Below are 17,685 nucleotides of genomic sequence, written 5' to 3'. Positions count from 1 at the left end.
ACCGGGCCGGGCGGCGGGGTTGTTGCAGGGTGGCCCGGGCTGCTGGTCAGGTGGTCAGTTCGGTCTGAGCGGATGCCGCAGGAGTGGGGGTGTGCCGGATGTACCACTCGGTGGCGAACAGTCGCTCCCGTGCGTCCGGCGGAAGGCCGGCGATCACCCCCGGCAGGGCTCCACGCTCCACCTCTGAGCGATGCGCCAGTACGGCAGCGATCTTCTGGTCCATCCAAGGACCGACATCGACGGTTGCGGTGACCTGCTCGTCCGGAACGCTGAACGCCGCCTTGCGCGCTCCGATCACCTCGCTCAGCGCCGGCACGGCCGATCGAGGGTGCGTGGCCAGGTAGAGGGCACGCGGCTGCCAGGGGGCACCGGCATCGGGGTAGAGCTGTCCGAGACCGGACGCCTGGGCAGCGATCATGGTCACCCGATGGGTGTGCACGTGATCCGGGTGACCGGGCAGCCCGCCGTAGGCGTCGTGGGTGACCATGATGTCCGGGCGGAACTCCCGGATATGTGCCACCAGTCTCCGCACCGCTTCATCGAGTGGCACATCGCAGAAACGCACGCGCCCAGGGGCCGACTGCGGCGCTCGCGCATCGGCATAGCCGAGCATCCGCGGCTTCCCGGCTCCGAGGATCCGCAGTGCCTCGGCCAGCTCCGCGGCTCGTGAGGTGTCCGTGGCCCAGGTCGCCGTGACGACCGCGGTACGGGCACCCGCAGCCGCGTGACGGGCGAGCACGCCGCCCGCCGACAACGACTCGTCGTCCGGGTGGGCGAAAACCGCAAGCAGGCTCGGTACGTGCATGAACGGACCACCTTCCGGCACTGAGGAGCCTGATCGTACGTCGCCTGGGGCGGGGCGCGGCGGCCCTTGGCCCATCCTGGGTGGCTGCTTCACGGAGACGGAACCCCTGGCGGTCGGATGCGCCCCACCGGTGAGCAGGACCAGCCGAATCCGCCCCAACTGACTCGCACGGCTGGACAAGCGTCAAGCTCACTGACTCGCGTGGCTGGACTGACGTCAAGCTCACAGCGCGCAGCGGAACCCGCCGTGCCCCGTCGTGCTGTCGGGCGTGTTCGAGGTGCGGGCCGCCACCCGGTAGCGGTTGCAGTACGAACGGTGGCAGAGGTACGAACCACCGCGCAGCACCCGGTTCTCTCCGGTGGGCGGCCCCGTCGGGTCGGTACGGGTCTCCGGGCGGTCGGCGCTGTGCCAGTCGGCGCTGTAACGGTCGGCGCACCACTCCCAGACATTGCCCGAAGTGTTGTACAGCCCATAGCCGTTGGGCGCGTACGCGGTGGCCGGGGCCGTGCCGCCCGGGCCGCTCGCGCGGGGGTCGCGTGCGGGGAAGTCGCCCTGCCAGATGTTGCAGCGGTGCCTGCCCCGGGGCGTCAGTTCGTCGCCCCACGGATAGCGGGCTCCGGCCAGGCCGCCGCGGGCCGCCTTCTCCCACTCGGCCTCGGTGGGCAGCCGTTTGCCCGCCCAGCGGGCGTAGGCGTTCGCGTCGTTCCAGGACATATGGACCACCGGGTGGCCCCGGCGGTCCCCGACCGACGAGCCGGGGCCCTCGGGGTTGCGCCAGTACGCGCCGGTCACCCCCCGCCACCAGGGCGCCCCCGGGACGGTGCCCGGCAGCACGGAGCGGCGCGCCTGCGGGGGTATGAAGGAGGCGAACACATAGGACCAGCCGATGAGTTCGGCCTCGGTACGGTAGCCGGTGGCCTTCACGAAGGCGGCGAAGCTGCCGTTGGTGACGCAGGCCGCGTCGATGTGGAACGCGCCGACGGTCACCTCCCTGACGGGCCCCTCGCCGTCGCCCGGGAACGCGTCGGAGTCTTCGCCGCCCATCAGGAACGGCCCGGCCGGGACGGGCACCATGCCGCGCAGGACATCGGCGGGACGGCGCTCGGGGACGGCGAAGTCCGCCGGAGGAGCGAGCAGGGGAGCCGGCGGGGGAGAGGTGAGGGGGTCGGACAGGGATGTCGTGCCCGAGGCCGTTCCCCGCGCGGGTCCGCAGCACGCACTCATCGGACGGTCTCCCTGTCGTCGGCGCCGGTTGCGGCGACCTCCGCCCGGGACCGGCCGGGCCCCGGCTCATTCTGCCCGGTCGCCTCCCGCGCGGCCGCGCCGGGGACCGGCCGGTCCAGCAGCTCGTCCAGGTCCTGGCCCGTGGTGTGCAGCAGCAGCGCCACACCGCCGAGCGCCGCAGCGTCGGCGCCGAGCGCCGAACCGCAGACGGTGATGGTGCGGGGAGCGGACGGCAGGGACAGAACCGCGAGCTGCTCCCTGATCGGGGCCAGTACCAGTGCGTCGAGCGCGGCCGGTTCGCCGTACACCACGATGCACTCGGGGTCGACCTGGGCGGCGAGGGCCGCGAGGACCCGGCCCGCGGTCGTCGCCGCGTCCCGCAGCACGGCCGCCACCTCGGGCTGCCCCTCGGCGGCCAGCGCGATCAGCCCGGCCGCGTCCCCGGCCGCCACACCGCGCTCCGCGCAGGCGGCCAGCAGCGCAGGGATCCGGATGACGCCCTCCAGACACCCCCGGCCGCCGCAGTGACAGAGCGGCCCGTCGGGATCGCAGCTGGTGTGGCCGATCTCGCCGGCCGCGCCATGAGCGCCGTGCACCAGGTCGCCGTTCACGACGAGCCCGCCGCCGACCCCGTGCGACCAGGCGAGGAAGACCGTGTTGTCACGGCCCCTGGCCGCACCCCAGGTGACCTCCGCCAGCGCGGCGAGCCGTGAGTTGTTCTCCGTGGCGACCGGAACACCGAAGTGACTGCCGAGCGCCGTGGCCACGTGCTGGGCGAACGGCGTCTTGCGGTCCGGGTCGCCGGACGCCGGGTTCTGGACGAAACCGGGCAGACCGAGCCCGATTCCCTCGACGGGCGCGAGGCTGATCCCCTCCCGGCGTACCAGTTCCTCGACGGCCGCGACCGCCTGCGCGGCCCGTTCGGCGGGGCCGCTGTCCAGGGGGAGCGGGGCGCTGTACCGGCCGACCACCTCATGGGCGCAGTTGGCGATGATCACGTGGATCCGGTTGCGCTGGAGGTCGATACCGATCAGCTCGGCGCCCTGTGCGTTGAGCGAGATCTCCAGGGCCGGCCTGCCGCGGCCACGGGGCAGCTCGGAGTCCGCGGCGGGCTGCTCCACGATCGCCTTGCGCGCCAGCAGGTCCGAGACGATCGCGAACAGGGTCGTACGGGAGAGCCCGATCCTCGCCTTGAGTTCGCCGCGGCTGAGGGCGCCGGAGCGGCGCAGCTCGCCGAGGACGGCGGCTTCATTGGCCCTGCGCAGGCGCTGCAGGGCATCGGTCGGTTCTCCCATGACCGCATGGTCCGCCGGTCGGACAGTTTCTGTCAACGCGGCGGAAGAATTCACACGCAGTTTATTCCCGAGGGTTGACGTAAAAATCCCGGCGTCCCTACAGTTCCGGTCACTTGCCTGCCGTCAGACCTCCGTTTCCCACCACGGCCCACCGCAGACCACGCTCCGGCACTCCACAGACCGGCACTTGGCCAGACCCGCAGACGCACACCGCAGACGCACCGCACCCCGCACACGCAACCGCACGCGCACCCCGCACACGCGTCACGAACGACTCCACCGGAAGGGCGGCCAGCCCATGGCTCCGCGCAACGTCCTGTTCCTGATGACCGACCAACACCGGGTCGACACCCTCGGCTGTTACGGCAACCCGCTGGTCAAGACCCCGGCCCTGGACTCCCTGGCCGCCGACGGCACCCGGTTCGACCGCTTCTACACACCCACCGCGATCTGCACACCGGCCCGTGCCTCCCTGGCCACCGGCCTCCACCCGTTCCGTCACGGGATGCTGAACAACCCCGAGCGCAACGGCGGAAGCAAGGACGAACTGGACGACGAGAGCCCCATGCTGTGGCGCCAGTTGATGGACCACGGCTACCAGGTCGGCCACGCGGGCAAGTGGCACATCGGCCGCGAGCGCGGCCCCGAGTTCTACGGGATGGACGGCGAGCACCTGCCCGGTGCGCTCAACCCCGTCCACCACCCCTCGTACGAGAAGTGGCTGGAGGACAACGGCTTTCCGCCCTTCGCCGTCACCGAGCCCGTCTTCGGCCGGGCCGCCAACGGGACCGGCCGCGGCCACCTCATCGCAGGCCGCCTCCAGCAGCCGCCCGAGGCCACCATCGAGGCGTTCCTCACGGACCGGACGCTCGGCCTCCTCGACCGGTACGCGGCCGACTGGAAGGCGACCGGCCGGCCGTTCATGCTCTCCTGCCACTGGTACGGCCCGCACCTGCCGTATCTGATCCCCGACCACTTCTACGACATGTACGACCCCGACGACGTCCCGCTGCCCGCCTCCATGGCGGAGACGTTCGCGGGCAAGCCCGAAGTGCAACGCCAGTACAGCGCGTACTGGTCGTCCGACGGGTTCGACGCCGCCGCCTGGCGCAAGCTCATCGCCGTCTACTGGGGCTACGTCACCATGATTGACCACCAGGTCGGCAGGCTCCTGGCGGCGCTGGACGCGCACGGTCTGCGCGACGGAACGGCCGTCTTCTTCACCGCCGACCACGGCGAGTTCACCGGCGCCCACCGGCTCAACGACAAGGGCCCCGCGATGTACGAGGACATCTACCGCATCCCCGCGATCGCCCGGGTGCCCGGCGCCCCCGCCCAGGTCTGTGACGCCTTCGCCAACCTCATCGACCTCAACCCGACCATCCTCGAACTGGCCGGGGCGCCGCGGCCCGGCCAGTGCGACGGACAGAGCCTGCTGCCGCTGCTGCACGGCGAACCCGCCGGGGACACCCGCGACGAGATCGTCGCCGAATTCCACGGCCACCACTTCCCGTACGCGCAGCGCATGCTCCGCGACCGGCGGTACAAGCTCGTCCACAACCCGGAGAGCGTCCACGAGCTGTACGACCTGGAGACCGACCCGCACGAACTGCACAACGTGTACGAGGCACCGGCGTACGCGGACGTCCGCCGTGACCTGACCGTCCGCCTCTACCGCGAGCTGCTGCGGCGCGGCGATCCCGCCTACAGCTGGATGAGTTACATGGCCGACATCGGCGGCGACCGCGCACCCGATGTCGACGGCGTCGCGGAGGAAGTCGCATGAAGGAGAAACTGCTCCCCGGATCCGGTGCTCCCGGTTCCGCCGACTCTCCCGGTTCCCCCGACTCTCCCGGTACTCCGGGCACCGCCGGTGCCTCCGGCGCACCCCGTGCCCCCGGCGTACAGGCCGCGCATGACCCGAGCAGGGCCGGGCGGGCGGAGCGCGGGCGGGGGCCACGGGGTGCGAGCCGGGTCACCTCCGTACTGCTCGGGACCGGCTCCGCCGCACTGGGGCTCATCGTCTGGGTCGTCCTCGCCAACAGCGGTATCGACGGCTTCCCCGGACCCGCCGCCGTGGCCCGGCGGGCGGGGCAGCTCATCGCGGACGGGACCCTGTTCTCGGACGCCGGCGCGAGCCTGGAACGCGTCCTCATCGGCTATGTCATCGGCGTCGTACTCGCCGTACCCGTGGGCTTCCTGATGGGCTGGTACCCGGTCGTCCGCAGGCTGATCGAGCCGTGGCTGCAGTTCTTCCGGATGGTGCCACCGCTCGCGATCATCCCGCTGGCCATCGTCCTGATGGGCATCGGCGAAACCCCGAAGATCTTTGTGATCTTCCTGGCGTCGTTCCTCTCCTGCGTCGTCTCCACCTTCCAGGGCGTCGTCGCCGTCGACGTCACCCTGGTCAACGCGGCGCGGGTACTCGGGGCCCGCGACCACCAGGTCTTCGCCGGCATCGTGGTGCCCGCATCGGCCCCCTTCATCCTGGTCGGCATGCGGATCGGGCTCGGCGCGTCCTGGGCCACCGTCGTCGCCGCCGAACTCATCGCCGCACAGGGCGGACTGGGCTTCCGTATGCAGCAGGCGCAGCTCTACTACGACCTGCCCACCATCTTCGTCCAGCTCATCGCCATCGGAGCGATCGGACTCGTCATGGACCGGCTGCTGCTCCTCGCCGAGCGCAGGCTCACCCACTGGCAGGAACGGAGGTAACCATGCCCACCATCAACTTCTCCGAAGTCAGCAGGAACTTCGCGGTGAAGGACGGCGACTTCCTCGCCCTGGACCGGGTGAGCCTGGACATCGAGGACGGTGAGTTCGTCACCGTCGTCGGACCGTCCGGGTGCGGCAAGTCCACCCTGATGAACATCGCGGCCGGACTCACCGAAGCGACCGGCGGCCAGGTCACCGTCGACGGCGCGCCCGTCCGCGGACCCGCCCCCGAACGCGGCGTCATCTTCCAGCAGTACGCGCTCTTCCCGTGGATGACCGTCACGGCCAACGTCGAGTACGGCCTCAAGGTCGCGGGAGTGGGGAAGGCCGAACGGCGGCGCAGGGCCCGCGAGGTCATCGAACTCGTCGGCCTCACCGACTTCGCCGGGGCGCTCCCCAAGACCCTCTCCGGCGGCATGAAACAGCGCTGCGCCATCGCCCGCGCGTACGCCGTCGATCCGAAGGTCCTCCTCATGGACGAGCCGTTCGGCGCCCTCGACTCGCTGACCCGGGTCCGGATGCAGGAGTCACTGCTCGACACCTGGAGCCGTGACCGGCGGACCGTCATGTTCATCACGCACGACGTCGACGAGGCCGTCTATCTGGGCAACCGCGTCGTCGTCATGGCCGCGCGCCCCGGACGGATCCAGACCGTCATCCCCGTCACGCTGCCCTACCCCCGCACGGAAGAACAGCGGCTCTCGCCCGCATTCGCCGAACTCCGTGCCCAGGTGTGGCACGCCGTGCACCATCAGCCGGCCCCACTCGAAGGACTCGCCCCGTGAAGAGGAAACGCGCCGTCGGGCGCCGCACCGCCGGCCTGTTCACCGCTCTGCTGCTCGTCGCCGCCGCGTCCGGCTGCGGCAAGGGTGCACCGGCGGCGTCGGGCCACGGAAACAACATCACCTTCGGCTACATCGCGGACTACAGCGGATCCGCCGCGCTCGCCGTCGCCAGGAAACAGGGACTCTGGAAGAAGGCGGGCCTCACACCCCACCTGAAGGTCTTCACCAACGGCCCGCTCCAGGTACAGGCCCTCGGCTCGGGCGACCTGGACTTCGGGTACCTCGGCCCGGGAGCCCTCTGGCTGCCCGCGTCCGGCCGGGCCTCCATCATCTCCGTCAACATGCTCGGGCTCGCCGACCGGGTCATCGCCAGGCCGGGCTCCGGCATCACCGAACCGGCGGACCTCAAGGGCAAGAAGGTCGCCGTAGCCGAGGGCACATCGGGCGACATGATCCTCAATCTGGCGCTCCGCAAGGCGGGGCTGAAGCCCACCGACGTCCAGAAGGTCGTGATGGACGCCTCCACCGTCGTCACGGCCTTCTCGTCCGGCCAGGTCGACGCCGCCGCCACCTGGTACCCGCTCATCGACACGATGAAGAAGAAGGTGCCGGGCCTCAAGGAGATCAGCAGGACCCAGGACTACTACCCCGAGCTGACCTTCCCCAATGTCTTCGTCACTCAGCCCAAGCTTGCGTCCGGCAACCCGGCGCTCGTCAAGAAGGTGACCGGAGTCCTCCGGCAGGCCGACGACTGGATAGCCCGGCATCCGGCCGAGTCGGAATCGGTCGCCGCCGACTTCCTCGGGCTCCCCGCGGCGCAGCTCAAGGGCTCCACGGACCACGTGAAGATCCTCTCCTCAGCCGAGCTGACGAAGCTCAGCGGGAACGGCACGGTCGACGGCTGGTTCGACCGGCTCTCGGAGCTCTTCGTGCAGATGAAGGAACTGCCCAAGGCGGAGAAGGCCAAGGACTACTACCTCAGCGACCTGTACGCATCGGCCGGAAAGGCGGACCGCACATGAACAGCGGACGGGACATGAGCAGCGGACAGGACTTGAGCACCGGAGGGGACATGCGCAGCGCACAGGACACGCGCACCGGAAACGGCCTCGGCACCGGTACCCGCAGAGCAGCGGACGGGGTACGTCGGCGCGGCTTCCTCGCGGGAGCCGCCGGGCTCGCGGGCGCCACCGTACTGGCACCGGCCACCGCAGCTCCCGCGGCGGCGGCCACCGGGAAAGCGGCCGGGCCGGGTACGGCGGCGCCCGCCCTGCCCGTCGTCTCCGGTGGCCGCGCCCAAGCCACCGTGCTGTGGTGGGGCGAGGGCAGCGCACCCTTCGCCGCCACCGAACTCCGCGACTACATCCAGCGGATCACCGGCGTCCGGCTGCCGCTCCGCGCCGCGACGCCTCCCGCCGCGGGCTCCCTGCCCGACGCCGTCACCGGTCTCGTGGCCGTGCGCGCGGGCACCGGCCGCACCACCACCGTCCCCCCGGCCCGGCTCACCGAAGCGGCCCAGGAGCTGGACGGTGCGCCCGAGGACTCCTTCACTCTCATCGGCGACCACCGCGACGTCCTGCTGACCGGCGTGGGCGACCGCGCAACGCTCTACGCCGTGTACGCGCTGCTCGAACGGCTGGGCGTACGCTTCTTCGCCCCGGCCTTCCCCGCGTACGAAGGCCACAGCGAACACATCCCCACCGCCCGCACCCTGGCACTTCCCGCCGTCCGCCTCACCGACCGGCCCGGCTGGGAACTGCGGCGGCAGTACGCGGAGGAGGGCTTCAGCCACACCGCCGAGAGCCTGCCCCCGCTGCTCGACTGGATGGCCAAGAACTGCCTCAACACCTATGTCCACCCGGCCGATTACCTGGGCCTCGGCGTCACCACGTACGACAGCGTACGGACCGTCGTGCGCCGCGAGGCCACCAGGCGCGGCATCCGGATCGAGACCGGCGGCCACGGCTACGACAGCTTTCTGCCCCCGGAGAAGTACCCGCAGTACTACACATCCGGCGGCCCGCTCTTCGACATCTACAACCCCGAGGCCCTCGACGCCTACATCGCCGCGGTCGTCGCCTTCCTGCGGGAGCGCCCGGAGATCACGGTCTTCGACTGCTGGCCGCCGGACGTCGGCACATTCCAGAAGGAGATCCTCGACCGGTACGGCAAAGCGGCGAACGCCGAGTCGGTGGTCGTCAACAAGCTGGCCCTGACCCTCCGTACGGAGCTGCCGGGCGTACGCGTCGAGCGCATCGCCTACAACTCCACCATCGAACCACCCGACCCGGACTACGCGTCCGACCCCGCGGTCATCGTCGACTTCGCCCCGTACAGCCGCACCTACGACGGACCCCTCGACGATCCCGCGGTGACCGCCAACGCGCCCTTCGCGAAGGCGCTCACCGCCTGGCGGAACGGTTTCCGCGGCTCGCTCGCCATGTACGAGTACTACCGGCGCTACCGCTGGCGCAGCCGGCCCGCGCATCCCCTCGCCACCATCGCGGGCGATGTCTCCTTCGAGTCGCATCTCGGCCTGAACGGCATCGGGATGTACAGCGAACCCGGCGACTGGATCACCTACGAGCACGTCCAGAGCCTGTTCGCGGCGCTCGCCTGGGACAACGGGCTGGACGCCGCCGGGTACACCGACGGCTACCTCCAGGCACGCTTCGGCGCCCGGGCCGCCGAAACCATGCGTGAGTACTACGACCTCACGCGCACCGACCCGGACACCGTGGGAGCGGCCGCACTGCTCGACCGGTACAGCCGGGCGGGTACGGTGCTGCGGAGCGCCGCGGGCCAGGCGGGCACCGCAGCGGCACGCGCCGTGATCGGCCGGCTGGGCCTGGGCCTCGACGTGGCCCGCGCCGATCTGCGGATCGGACTCGCCCCGGACGGCTCGGGCGAGCTGACCGAAGCCCGGGAAACCTACCGGACCCTGCTGCTCCAGAACCGGTTCAACGGGGTCGTGCTGCCGAACGTCCAGACCTGGTGGCGGCGGTACGGCACGGACACGTCGATGCCCTACGACGACGCGGACGTCCGCCGGGAGGTCGTGGACAACTACGCCTCCCCGGCAGCCGGGTTCGGTGCTCCCGGGCTGCTGTCCCTGGAGCGCGGGGGAGCGGCGGCCAGGCTCACGGTGGTGGGCCAGGACGTCGACTTCACCGGCCACACGGTGTGGTGGACGGCGTCGGGCCCCGACGGCATCCGGCTGACCCCGCAGAGCGGCACCTTGCGCGTGAGCGGGACCAGGAGCGCCTCGCACCGGGTCACGGTGAGCGCCACGGCGGCCGCCGCCGCGGGAAGCGGGCGGATCACCCTGGAGTTCCGGCTCGCGGACGGCACCCGGCTGACACCGGCCCACGTGGACCTCACCGTCGAGTGAGCCCCGGGTGAGAGCCGGGCGGGAGAGGAGGCCGCACCGCCACACAGGGTGGGCTGTCAGTGGTGGCTGAGATGCTGAACCACATGAACGGACAGACCTGGCGCCGGGTGTACGGCGCGGACCACGACGACCCCGACCCGGGCCCGCGGCCCGGCCACGACTACCGGGAACTGGTGGGCGGACCGCTCGACGGCCTGCTGCTCGACGTCACCGGATGGCCGGGCCCACGCCTCGCGGAGGGCGCGGCCCTCGCCACGGAGATCGGCTCCCACGGCCCCGGCGGCCACGCGCGCTACGGCCCGCGGACCGCCGGGGCACTCCTGTGGGACTGGCAGGGCGACACCCCGTGAAGAGGCACTTCCCTGCGGGCCGGTCGCCGGAAAAGGCGTTGCCCGTGACCCTGATGGTGCGCGAGGCTGCCGGGCATGTCCGACACCACAACCGGCGGTTCGCACGGGGTCATGGCGCTCTTCTCCCGTGGCCGTCTCACCGCGATCCCCCGCAAGGCAGCACGCCGGGAACAGCTGCTCGCCCACCTGGCGGAGACCCTGTTCGAGCGGGACCGTGAATACACCGAGCCCCAGGTCAACGACGCGCTGCGCACCGTCCACGACGACTGCGCCGCGCTCCGCCGTTACCTCGTCGAGTCGGGCCTGCTGACCCGTTCCAGGGACGGCAGCGGTTACCGGCGGGGCCGGTAACCGCTGCGTTCCGGGTCGGTCAGCCGAGCCCGACCGCGAACACATGCAGCTGCGCGTTCTTCGGCAGCGTCACGCTCTTGATCTGCTTCCCGGCCGGGACCTGGAAGGGCGCGGTGGCGTAGACGCTCGCCGCGCCGCCGGTGCCGCCCGACTGGTTGCGGTGCGCCGCGCGCGCCACGAGCGTGTTCCCGAAGACGGGATCCGAACCGCCGCCCGGCAGCGTCCAGTCACCGAACGAGAGACCGGCCGTTGCGGTGCTGCCGTCGGTGAAGGTCACCTTCGCGCTGTCCTGGTGATCCCCGTTGGTGGCCGACCCCACGAACAGCAGCCGCTTCGCGTCCTTGGCGCCGGCGGCCAGATCGAGCGTCTGGCCCGCCGCCACCACGTTGTCCGGGCGTCCCTGCGGAGCCGCGGGCCACACGAACGATGTGCCCGACGCCTCGATCCGGGCTCCGCCCTTGAGACCCGCGGCGGCAAGCGCCTGGCGCGAGTAGCTGTTGCCCGCGCCGTCGAAGTCGGCCTGCCCGTGGTCCGCGTCGTCGGACAGGCCGGTGTTGTCGTACGCGGCAGCAGGACTGCCGTCCGCCGCCACCAGGACGATCGCGGACAGCCGTACGGAATTGCCCTTCCCGGATCCGCGTACCGTGAGCGGAACCTCGTAATAGCCCTCGGGCGTCTTCGGCCCCGCTGAGACCCTCAGGTCCACGCTCCCGGAGCCGGTGGCCCGATCCAGCTTGAGCTGCTTCGTGGCCGCGGAGACCTTCAGACCCTTCGGCGGGGCTGCGGTGACGGTCAGACCACGGTCCCCGCCGGCGAGGCGCTGTGCGTCGACAGTGACCTCGGCACCGTCGCCGCCCGGCGCCGCTGTCACCTGGTTGGGTGTCGCGTTCGCCAGGAAGGACCGCTCGCCCGTGCGGTACGACGGGGGCGCGGCCGCCGCCGACGTCGCCCAGTGGGTGTCGGGCTTCCCGGACAGCGTGAAGTCCAGCCGGCCGCCACCGGAAACGGCGGACTTGGGCAGGTAGGTGCGCTCCCAGTCGCGTCCGTCGAGCTTCAGATCGTGGACGTACGGAGTGTCCGTCGATGCCTTCGGAGCACGGATGTCCAGGTCACGGGCCTTGCCGGGCAGATCGAGCACCGCGCGTTCGAACAGCGGGCTGTGCACGGCCAGATCGGATGTGCCCGGCGTGGCCGGGTACACCCCGAGCGCGGCCCATACGTACCAGGAGGACTGAGCGCCCAGATCGTCATTGCCCGGCTCGCCGTCCGGGGTGGGGCTGAACAGGGTGGTGGCCACATCCCGAACGGCCTTCTGCGCCTTCCACGGCTGACCGAGGTAGTCGTAGACCCACGGCACCCCGAAGTCGATCTCGTTGCCCGCCCACATATACGGCTCGTTGGGGCCCGCGTTGAGCTTCGAGAAGAACGTGTCCAGCCGCTGGGACGCCGCGTCACGGCCGCCCATCGCGGTGATCAGGCCCGCGGTGTTCTGCGGCACGAGCCAGTTGTACTGGGCGGCGTTGCCCTCGTCGAAACCGTCCTGGCCGAACTTGCCCTCCGGCGGCGGCTGGAAGCCAGGACCGTCGGGGAAACGGCCGTCCTCACCACGCGGCTGGAGGTAATCCGTCGCAGGGTTGAGGATGTTCTGCCAGTTCTGACTGCGGAGGGTGAACGTCCGGGCGGTCTTCCTGTCCCCGGCCGCGGTCGCGAGCTGCGCGATGGAGAAGTCGTCGATCGCCCACTCCAGCGTCACCGAGCCGCCGACGCGCTGATGGTCGCCGCGGGCGGCGTCGTTGTTCGGCGCGTAGCCGCGCTCCACGTAGTTGGCGATGTCCGGGCGCTCCTGGTAGGCGCCCGGCGTGCTGTCCACGGTCGTCGCACCCTTGACCAGGTACTTGAGCGCTGTCTTGAGGTCGAAGTCCCGGGCGCCGTACGCGTACAGATTGGCGATCAGCGCCACCGAGTTGTCGCCGGTCATCTGCCCCGTGTAGCCGTTGGCGAACGGCCAGCGCGGCCACCAGCCGCCCTGGGTGGCGTCGTTGACCAGGGACTGCGCCATGTCGCTCGCCTCCTTGGGCCAGAGCATGGCCTGGAGCGGGGCGAGCGAGCGGTAGGTGTCCCAGTCCGAGAAGTTCGCGTACTGCGTACGGCCCTTGGGCAGTTCCCGCACCTTGTTGTCGAAGCCGATGTAGCGTCCGTCCACGTCATTGAACGTGTTCGGATGCATCAGCGAGTGGTACAGCGAGGTGTAGAACGTCTTCAGCTGCCCGGTGTCCCGGCCCGCGACGCGGACCTTGCGCAGCGCCGACGTCCACCGGTCGCGCGTCTGCTCGCGCAGGCTGTCGAGGCTCCAGCCGGGGACCTCGGACGCCATGTTGGCCTTGGCGCCGTCCACCGAGACGTACGACATGGAGATCTTGGCGCGCACGGTGCTGGTCCCGGCGGTGCCGAAGGTCAGATAGGCGCCGGCCTTCGGCGCGTCCACCGTGTCACTGCCCTTGGACACCGTCTTGCCGTCCCAGGTGCCGTGGGCGGTGAAGGGGCGGTCGAAGGTGATGGCGTAGTGGACGGTGTACTCGTTGCCCTTCCCGCAGAAGTTCCCCGTGGTGGCGGAGCCGGTGACCTGCCGGTCGCCGACGACACGCATATCGGCCCGCTTGTCGCCCGCGAGGCTCGCGCCGCCCTTGACCAGCACCTGCGCCGTATCAGCGCCCTTGGGGAAGGTGAAGGCGGCGAGACCGGTCCGGGTGGAGGCCGTCAGCTCGGCGCGCACCTTGGAGTCGGCGAGAGTGACCGCGTAGTAGCCCGGCTCGGCCTTCTCGTCGGTGTGCGAGAAGTGCTCGGTCCTGTCCCACGGGGCCGGGCCGACATCGCCCGTGACCGGCAGGATCGGCACATCCCCGAAGGCGGTGCAGCCGACCGACGCGTGATCGACGCTGAACCCCCGCAGGGCGTCGCTGTGGTACTGGTACCCGGCGTACGAGCCGACCGTGTCGGGGGAGAACTGCATCATGCCGAACGGGGTGGCGGGACCGGGGAAGTTGTTGATCTCGCCCACCGTGGAGCCGCCGCTCCCGGTGCCGATCAGCGGGTCCACATAGTCCGCCGGGTCGTCGACGAGCTGTGCTCCCGGTGGGGCGGAGCCGTTGGACAACGTTGTCAAAGCGGCTGAAGCCGGAGCTGCTGTTCCGGCGAAGAGCAGCGCCGCGACCGCGGCGACTGCGCCGCGAGTCTTCCAACGTCTCACGTGTACCTCCTGGGAAAGGGGTGCGGGCCGGGCCCACCACACACTCAGGTAGCTGACCGTGCCCGGTCAAGAGGGCGGGGGAGACGAACACCGCCGCATCAGGACCGCGTCCGCACCGCTGCCCAGGGGGTACGACGCCCCGTCAGCCACCGACCGAGCCTGAGAGTCGGCTGTGCGGGACGACGGCGTAGGCCGATTGTGCACGGGGCGGAAACAGGGGGCGGGCCCGCAGCTCCGGGGCAAGGAACGAGAGGGCTGCCGCACCGGCGGCGGTTGTGGCGGAGCGGAGGGTTCGCCGACCGGAGCGACCCGGACGCCGTGGTGATCGCCCCCGGATATCTCGACGGCCGCTGGACCACACGGTCCTGGACCGGTCAGGGGCTGCGGGACAAGGTGGGAGCGGGGCATCTGCCGCTGCCCCGCCTGCTTCAGGCGTTGGTGAACGCCGGACTCGTGCTGGAGGAGTTCGCCGAGCACGGCGCGCCCACCCCGGTCGTCCTGGATGTCAGGGCGCGTAAGCCCCTGTGAGCGCCGTCAGTCGCCGGCCGCGCCCGACCAGGAACAGCGCAGGGCCGCGGTGACGAACCCGGGTCCGAAGGCCACCGCGACGCCCGACTCGCCCGCCGCGGGCGGCGCCGAGTGCAACTTGTCGAGGACGGCCAGCACGCTGATCCCGCCCAGATTCCCCATCTCGGCCAGCACGGCCCGCGAATGCCGGGTGTGCTCCTCGGTGAGCCCGAGGCTCTTCGCGACATCGGTGATGATGCTGGGGCTCCCCGGATGGATGACGGCCCAGTCCGGCACCTTGTGGTCCAGCCAGTCGAGCACGTACGGCATCGAATCCAGCGCGCCCTTCTGCCCCGCCTTCGTACTGTCGAAGTGGAGCCCGGTGGTGTCGAGTTTCCCGCTGTACAGATCCTCCGTATCGGGCAGCAGCAGTTCGAAGGTGTTCGCGCTCACCGGATCCTCGATACGGATCCCCGGTGTGCCGGGAGCGGTCGTGGAGACGACGCAGGCGCCCGCGGAGTCCCCGAACAGCGCTTTGTAGATCATGGACTGCATCGTGGTGTCGTGGTGGTTGTAGACGGAGCTGATCACCTCGGACACCACTACGAGGACCTTCGAACCCGGTTCCAGGGCGGCCAGTTGCACCGCCCTGACGAGCGCCTGTATACCGCCGGCGCAGGCCACGGTGGTCATGGCGATGCGCCGGGTGCGCATCGGAAGTCCGAGCGCGTTGCTGAGCAGTACATCGTGGCCCGGAATGCCCCAGGTGGTGGCGTGCGAGGTGACGATGGCGCCGATCTCCGACGGCTGAACGCCCGCCCGCGCCATGGCCTGTCGCGCGGCCTGCTCGCCCATCCGTACCGAGTGGCCGAAGCCGGAGCCGACCCGCTCCGTGATGTCCGCGTCCCCCGAGATGGCCGGTGAGTCGAGGGGGGACACGAAGTACCGCTTGTCCACCTGGAGGTTGCCGATCACCCGCTCGTACACCTTCAGCCGCGGGTCGTCCGGGTGGTTCCGTGCGATGTCGTCGATGATTTCGCGGGTGCTGACCTCGTGCTGAGGCAGAACGATCGCGGGACGGCTGACGTAGGCGGGCATGGGTAGCTCCCATTAATGCTCGATTACATGTACGAACAACGTACGCCAGTGCGATACATCTTTCACGAAAGTTACGCGGTCTGATCACCTGTGAAGTGATGGGGTGGCCTGGTGTGATCCTCCATCAGCGCCGCTTTCAACCAATTGAAGTGTGCGCCGCCCGCAGATCGGCGTTTCTGCGGTGCTCGCCGGGCGGCCCGGGCTGGAAGGAGAGCAGGATCAGCCGGGAGCCCACCGACGTGACCGGCTCGGCCGCGCAGACGCTCACCATGCCGTCACCCAACTGTGGGTGACGTATGGGACGTTGGGCGCCGTCCGGAAAGGGCAGCGCCAGGAAGGGAGTTGCCTCGTACAGCGGGCCCGCCACCGGATCGCGCAGCACGCACTCCTCGATGCGCGCCAAGTCCTTGTTGTCCGGGCGCTCCTGGGTGGCCCGCCGCAACTGGCCGAAGACGAAAGGCGCCCAGCTGCGCTCCCAGTCCAGCAGTACGGTATGGCGTTCCGGGCTGACCGCCATGAACATCAGCGCGTTCTGCGGAGCCTCCCCGCCCGGAAACAGCTCCCTGTACTCCTGGTTGCACGTGATCAGATTCCAGGCCGAGTCGACCAGATAGGCCATGACGCCGTGGATCAGCTCGACGGCCTTCCACGCGCCGGGGACTTCCATCCCCGACGTGTTGTGGAGCGGGGCGGGGACTTCACGCCGGGTCAGCCAGTACAGCGTCGTCCACTCCTGCTCCGTCATCCTCAGTAACCGGGCGAGATCGCCGAGATACGTCGGATTGGGCCGGTGCTCCGGCCCGTTGATGAGCCGCCCGTAGGTGCCACGGGCCCGGTGTGTGAGGGTGTCGATCTGTTCCTGGCTCAGGCCGTTGACCGGCCGCCCGGCTCCGCTCCGCTCCGTATAGCCCACCGATTCGGGCGCGATCGCTGCCCGGCGGCTCTCCAGCAGCGTGCGCAGCGCTGCCGCATCCTGGGTCGAGAGTGTCACATTTCCCCCGTAACTGCCCGCCTGTCGGCGGGTCCACAATTATCTGCAGTTCTTTTGCGTGGAAAGACCGCCCGGTGACCGCGAGACTCTGTCCTGTCGCAGGTGAACAATGCAGAGTGTCTGCTGCATTCGCGAAAGGTAGGGGACTTGCAATGCCATCCCAGCGGTCCGTGCTCATCGTTGATGGTCACAGTGAGGTAAGCCAGGGGATCACGACGGCGCTGCAAGAGTGCGGTGACAGCGTCGCCGCGATGTACTCCGGCCCGCAGGCACCCGTCGGCCCTGACCTCACCGTGGCGTGTGATGTGACGGACGAGTCGCAGATCGACGGGGCGCTCGCCCTCGTGGAGGAGCGGCACGGGCCCGTCGGTATCGTCATCGCCTCCATCGACCTGTCGTGCGATCTGATGCTGAGGGACGACCGGTTCGTCTCCGTCGCCGACAACCGGATCATCGGCACCTTCCGGCTGATCCGCAGGGTCGTACCCGCCCTCAGGGAGAGCGGGCAGGGACGCATCATCTTCCTCTGCACCTCCGCCCAGGACGGCCTCTCCGCCCGGCAGTTCGGCAGTACGTCCGAGGCGGCGCTGCGCGGATTCGTCAGCCGGATGGCCCGCGACGAGGCATTTCACGGCATCACCTGCAACGTCGTCACTCTCAACTCACCCCTGGGTCAGCGTGTTTCGGTCCGCGGCGGCGAGCACCCGGCATCCTCCTGGCGGACACGGGTCGACGCGTCCCTGGTGGCCGCGGCGGCCAAGAACGTCAAACTCCTCGCCTCGCCCGACGCCGACGGGGTCAATGGCGAATACATCGGAGTGGAAAGCCGTCTGCTCATGGTCTCCTGACTTCCTTCCGACCCGGCGCCGTCTCTGCGAACGGCGCCGGCATTCCGGCCCGGCGCTCGCCGGTGAGCCGGGAAACCG

The 17,685-nt window shown here is 70.3% G+C and carries 15 protein-coding genes; 9 read left to right on the top strand and 6 right to left on the bottom strand.

Annotated elements, in window-relative coordinates; all coding sequences use genetic code 11:
- Positions 1-46: 46 nt before the first annotated feature.
- From OG510_RS01215 to OG510_RS01205, 3 genes are all read right to left on the bottom strand, one after another.
- Positions 47-805, bottom strand: coding sequence for a PIG-L family deacetylase (locus tag OG510_RS01215; RefSeq protein ID WP_406134749.1), 759 nt, complete (start codon positions 803-805; stop codon positions 47-49).
- Positions 806-1,027: 222 nt separating this feature from the next.
- Positions 1,028-2,029 carry a formylglycine-generating enzyme family protein gene (locus OG510_RS01210; RefSeq protein ID WP_406134748.1) on the bottom strand — a complete coding sequence of 334 codons (1,002 nt, stop codon included), beginning with the start codon at positions 2,027-2,029 and terminating at the stop codon, positions 1,028-1,030.
- Positions 2,026-3,324: an ROK family transcriptional regulator gene (locus OG510_RS01205; protein WP_406134747.1), complete on the bottom strand. Its 1,299-nt coding sequence runs from the start codon at positions 3,322-3,324 to the stop codon at positions 2,026-2,028. Before OG510_RS01205 ends, OG510_RS01210 begins: the two co-directional genes overlap by 4 nt.
- Positions 3,325-3,622: 298 nt before the next feature.
- On the opposite strand from OG510_RS01205, the gene OG510_RS01200 reads away from it, so the two are divergent.
- The 7 genes from OG510_RS01200 (at position 3,623) to OG510_RS01170 (ending at position 10,916) form a co-directional block, all read left to right on the top strand.
- Positions 3,623-5,110: a sulfatase-like hydrolase/transferase gene (locus OG510_RS01200; protein WP_406134746.1), complete on the top strand. Its 1,488-nt coding sequence runs from the start codon at positions 3,623-3,625 to the stop codon at positions 5,108-5,110.
- Positions 5,107-6,039: an ABC transporter permease gene (locus OG510_RS01195; protein WP_406134745.1), complete on the top strand. Its 933-nt coding sequence runs from the start codon at positions 5,107-5,109 to the stop codon at positions 6,037-6,039. Before OG510_RS01200 ends, OG510_RS01195 begins: the two co-directional genes overlap by 4 nt.
- 2 nt (positions 6,040-6,041) lie before the next feature.
- Positions 6,042-6,824, top strand: a complete 783-nt coding sequence (locus OG510_RS01190; protein WP_406134744.1) for an ABC transporter ATP-binding protein — start codon at positions 6,042-6,044, stop codon at positions 6,822-6,824.
- A complete protein-coding gene (locus OG510_RS01185) occupies positions 6,821-7,846 on the top strand; it encodes an aliphatic sulfonate ABC transporter substrate-binding protein (RefSeq protein ID WP_406134743.1) in 1,026 nt (341 codons plus the stop codon). The genes OG510_RS01190 and OG510_RS01185 overlap by 4 nt, the downstream gene beginning before the upstream one ends.
- A 50-nt stretch (positions 7,847-7,896) precedes the next feature.
- Positions 7,897-10,215: a DUF4838 domain-containing protein gene (locus OG510_RS01180; protein WP_406134742.1), complete on the top strand. Its 2,319-nt coding sequence runs from the start codon at positions 7,897-7,899 to the stop codon at positions 10,213-10,215.
- An 83-nt stretch (positions 10,216-10,298) separates the two neighbouring features.
- The gene (locus OG510_RS01175; RefSeq protein WP_406134741.1) at positions 10,299-10,565 is read left to right on the top strand and encodes a hypothetical protein; all 267 of its coding nucleotides are present in this window, start codon (positions 10,299-10,301) and stop codon (positions 10,563-10,565) included.
- Positions 10,566-10,640: 75 nt separating this feature from the next.
- Positions 10,641-10,916 carry a DUF2087 domain-containing protein gene (locus tag OG510_RS01170; protein WP_406134740.1) on the top strand — a complete coding sequence of 92 codons (276 nt, stop codon included), beginning with the start codon at positions 10,641-10,643 and terminating at the stop codon, positions 10,914-10,916.
- Between the two features lie 19 nt (positions 10,917-10,935).
- On the opposite strand, the gene OG510_RS01165 is transcribed toward OG510_RS01170, so the two are convergent.
- Complete coding sequence (locus OG510_RS01165; protein ID WP_406134739.1) at positions 10,936-14,163, bottom strand: GH92 family glycosyl hydrolase; 3,228 nt, start codon at positions 14,161-14,163, stop codon at positions 10,936-10,938.
- Positions 14,164-14,481: 318 nt separating this feature from the next.
- Between OG510_RS01165 and OG510_RS01160 the strand changes: the two genes are divergently transcribed.
- Positions 14,482-14,691 (top strand): hypothetical protein, encoded by a 210-nt coding sequence (locus tag OG510_RS01160; RefSeq protein WP_406134738.1) that lies wholly within the window; start codon positions 14,482-14,484, stop codon positions 14,689-14,691.
- A gap of 6 nt (positions 14,692-14,697) precedes the next feature.
- Here OG510_RS01160 and OG510_RS01155 read toward each other — a convergent pair whose 3' ends face one another.
- The gene (locus tag OG510_RS01155; RefSeq protein WP_406134737.1) at positions 14,698-15,768 is read right to left on the bottom strand and encodes a 3-oxoacyl-[acyl-carrier-protein] synthase III C-terminal domain-containing protein; all 1,071 of its coding nucleotides are present in this window, start codon (positions 15,766-15,768) and stop codon (positions 14,698-14,700) included.
- A gap of 136 nt (positions 15,769-15,904) precedes the next feature.
- Complete coding sequence (locus tag OG510_RS01150) at positions 15,905-16,759, bottom strand: helix-turn-helix domain-containing protein (protein ID WP_406134736.1); 855 nt, start codon at positions 16,757-16,759, stop codon at positions 15,905-15,907.
- 152 nt (positions 16,760-16,911) lie between these two features.
- On the opposite strand from OG510_RS01150, the gene OG510_RS01145 reads away from it, so the two are divergent.
- Positions 16,912-17,607, top strand: a complete 696-nt coding sequence (locus OG510_RS01145) for an SDR family NAD(P)-dependent oxidoreductase (protein WP_406134735.1) — start codon at positions 16,912-16,914, stop codon at positions 17,605-17,607.
- Positions 17,608-17,685: the final 78 nt, after the last annotated feature.

This window comes from Streptomyces sp. NBC_01089, assembly GCF_045162975.1.
Lineage (GTDB): Bacteria > Actinomycetota > Actinomycetes > Streptomycetales > Streptomycetaceae > Streptomyces.
This window is presented reverse-complemented; position numbering and strand designations above follow the sequence as displayed.

Excerpts from the sequence above, each read along its gene's own strand:
- OG510_RS01215 (WP_406134749.1), bottom strand. The coding sequence starts at position 805 with ATGCACGTACCGAGCCTGCTTGCGGTTTTCGCCCACCCGGACGACGAG.
- OG510_RS01210 (WP_406134748.1), bottom strand. The coding sequence starts at position 2,029 with ATGAGTGCGTGCTGCGGACCCGCGCGGGGAACGGCCTCGGGCACGACA.
- OG510_RS01205 (WP_406134747.1), bottom strand. The coding sequence starts at position 3,324 with ATGGGAGAACCGACCGATGCCCTGCAGCGCCTGCGCAGGGCCAATGAA.
- OG510_RS01200 (WP_406134746.1), top strand. The coding sequence starts at position 3,623 with ATGGCTCCGCGCAACGTCCTGTTCCTGATGACCGACCAACACCGGGTC.
- OG510_RS01195 (WP_406134745.1), top strand. The coding sequence starts at position 5,107 with ATGAAGGAGAAACTGCTCCCCGGATCCGGTGCTCCCGGTTCCGCCGAC.
- OG510_RS01190 (WP_406134744.1), top strand. The coding sequence starts at position 6,042 with ATGCCCACCATCAACTTCTCCGAAGTCAGCAGGAACTTCGCGGTGAAG.
- OG510_RS01180 (WP_406134742.1), top strand. The coding sequence starts at position 7,897 with ATGCGCAGCGCACAGGACACGCGCACCGGAAACGGCCTCGGCACCGGT.
- OG510_RS01175 (WP_406134741.1), top strand. The coding sequence starts at position 10,299 with ATGAACGGACAGACCTGGCGCCGGGTGTACGGCGCGGACCACGACGAC.
- OG510_RS01170 (WP_406134740.1), top strand. The coding sequence starts at position 10,641 with ATGTCCGACACCACAACCGGCGGTTCGCACGGGGTCATGGCGCTCTTC.
- OG510_RS01155 (WP_406134737.1), bottom strand. The coding sequence starts at position 15,768 with ATGCCCGCCTACGTCAGCCGTCCCGCGATCGTTCTGCCTCAGCACGAG.
- OG510_RS01145 (WP_406134735.1), top strand. The coding sequence starts at position 16,912 with ATGCCATCCCAGCGGTCCGTGCTCATCGTTGATGGTCACAGTGAGGTA.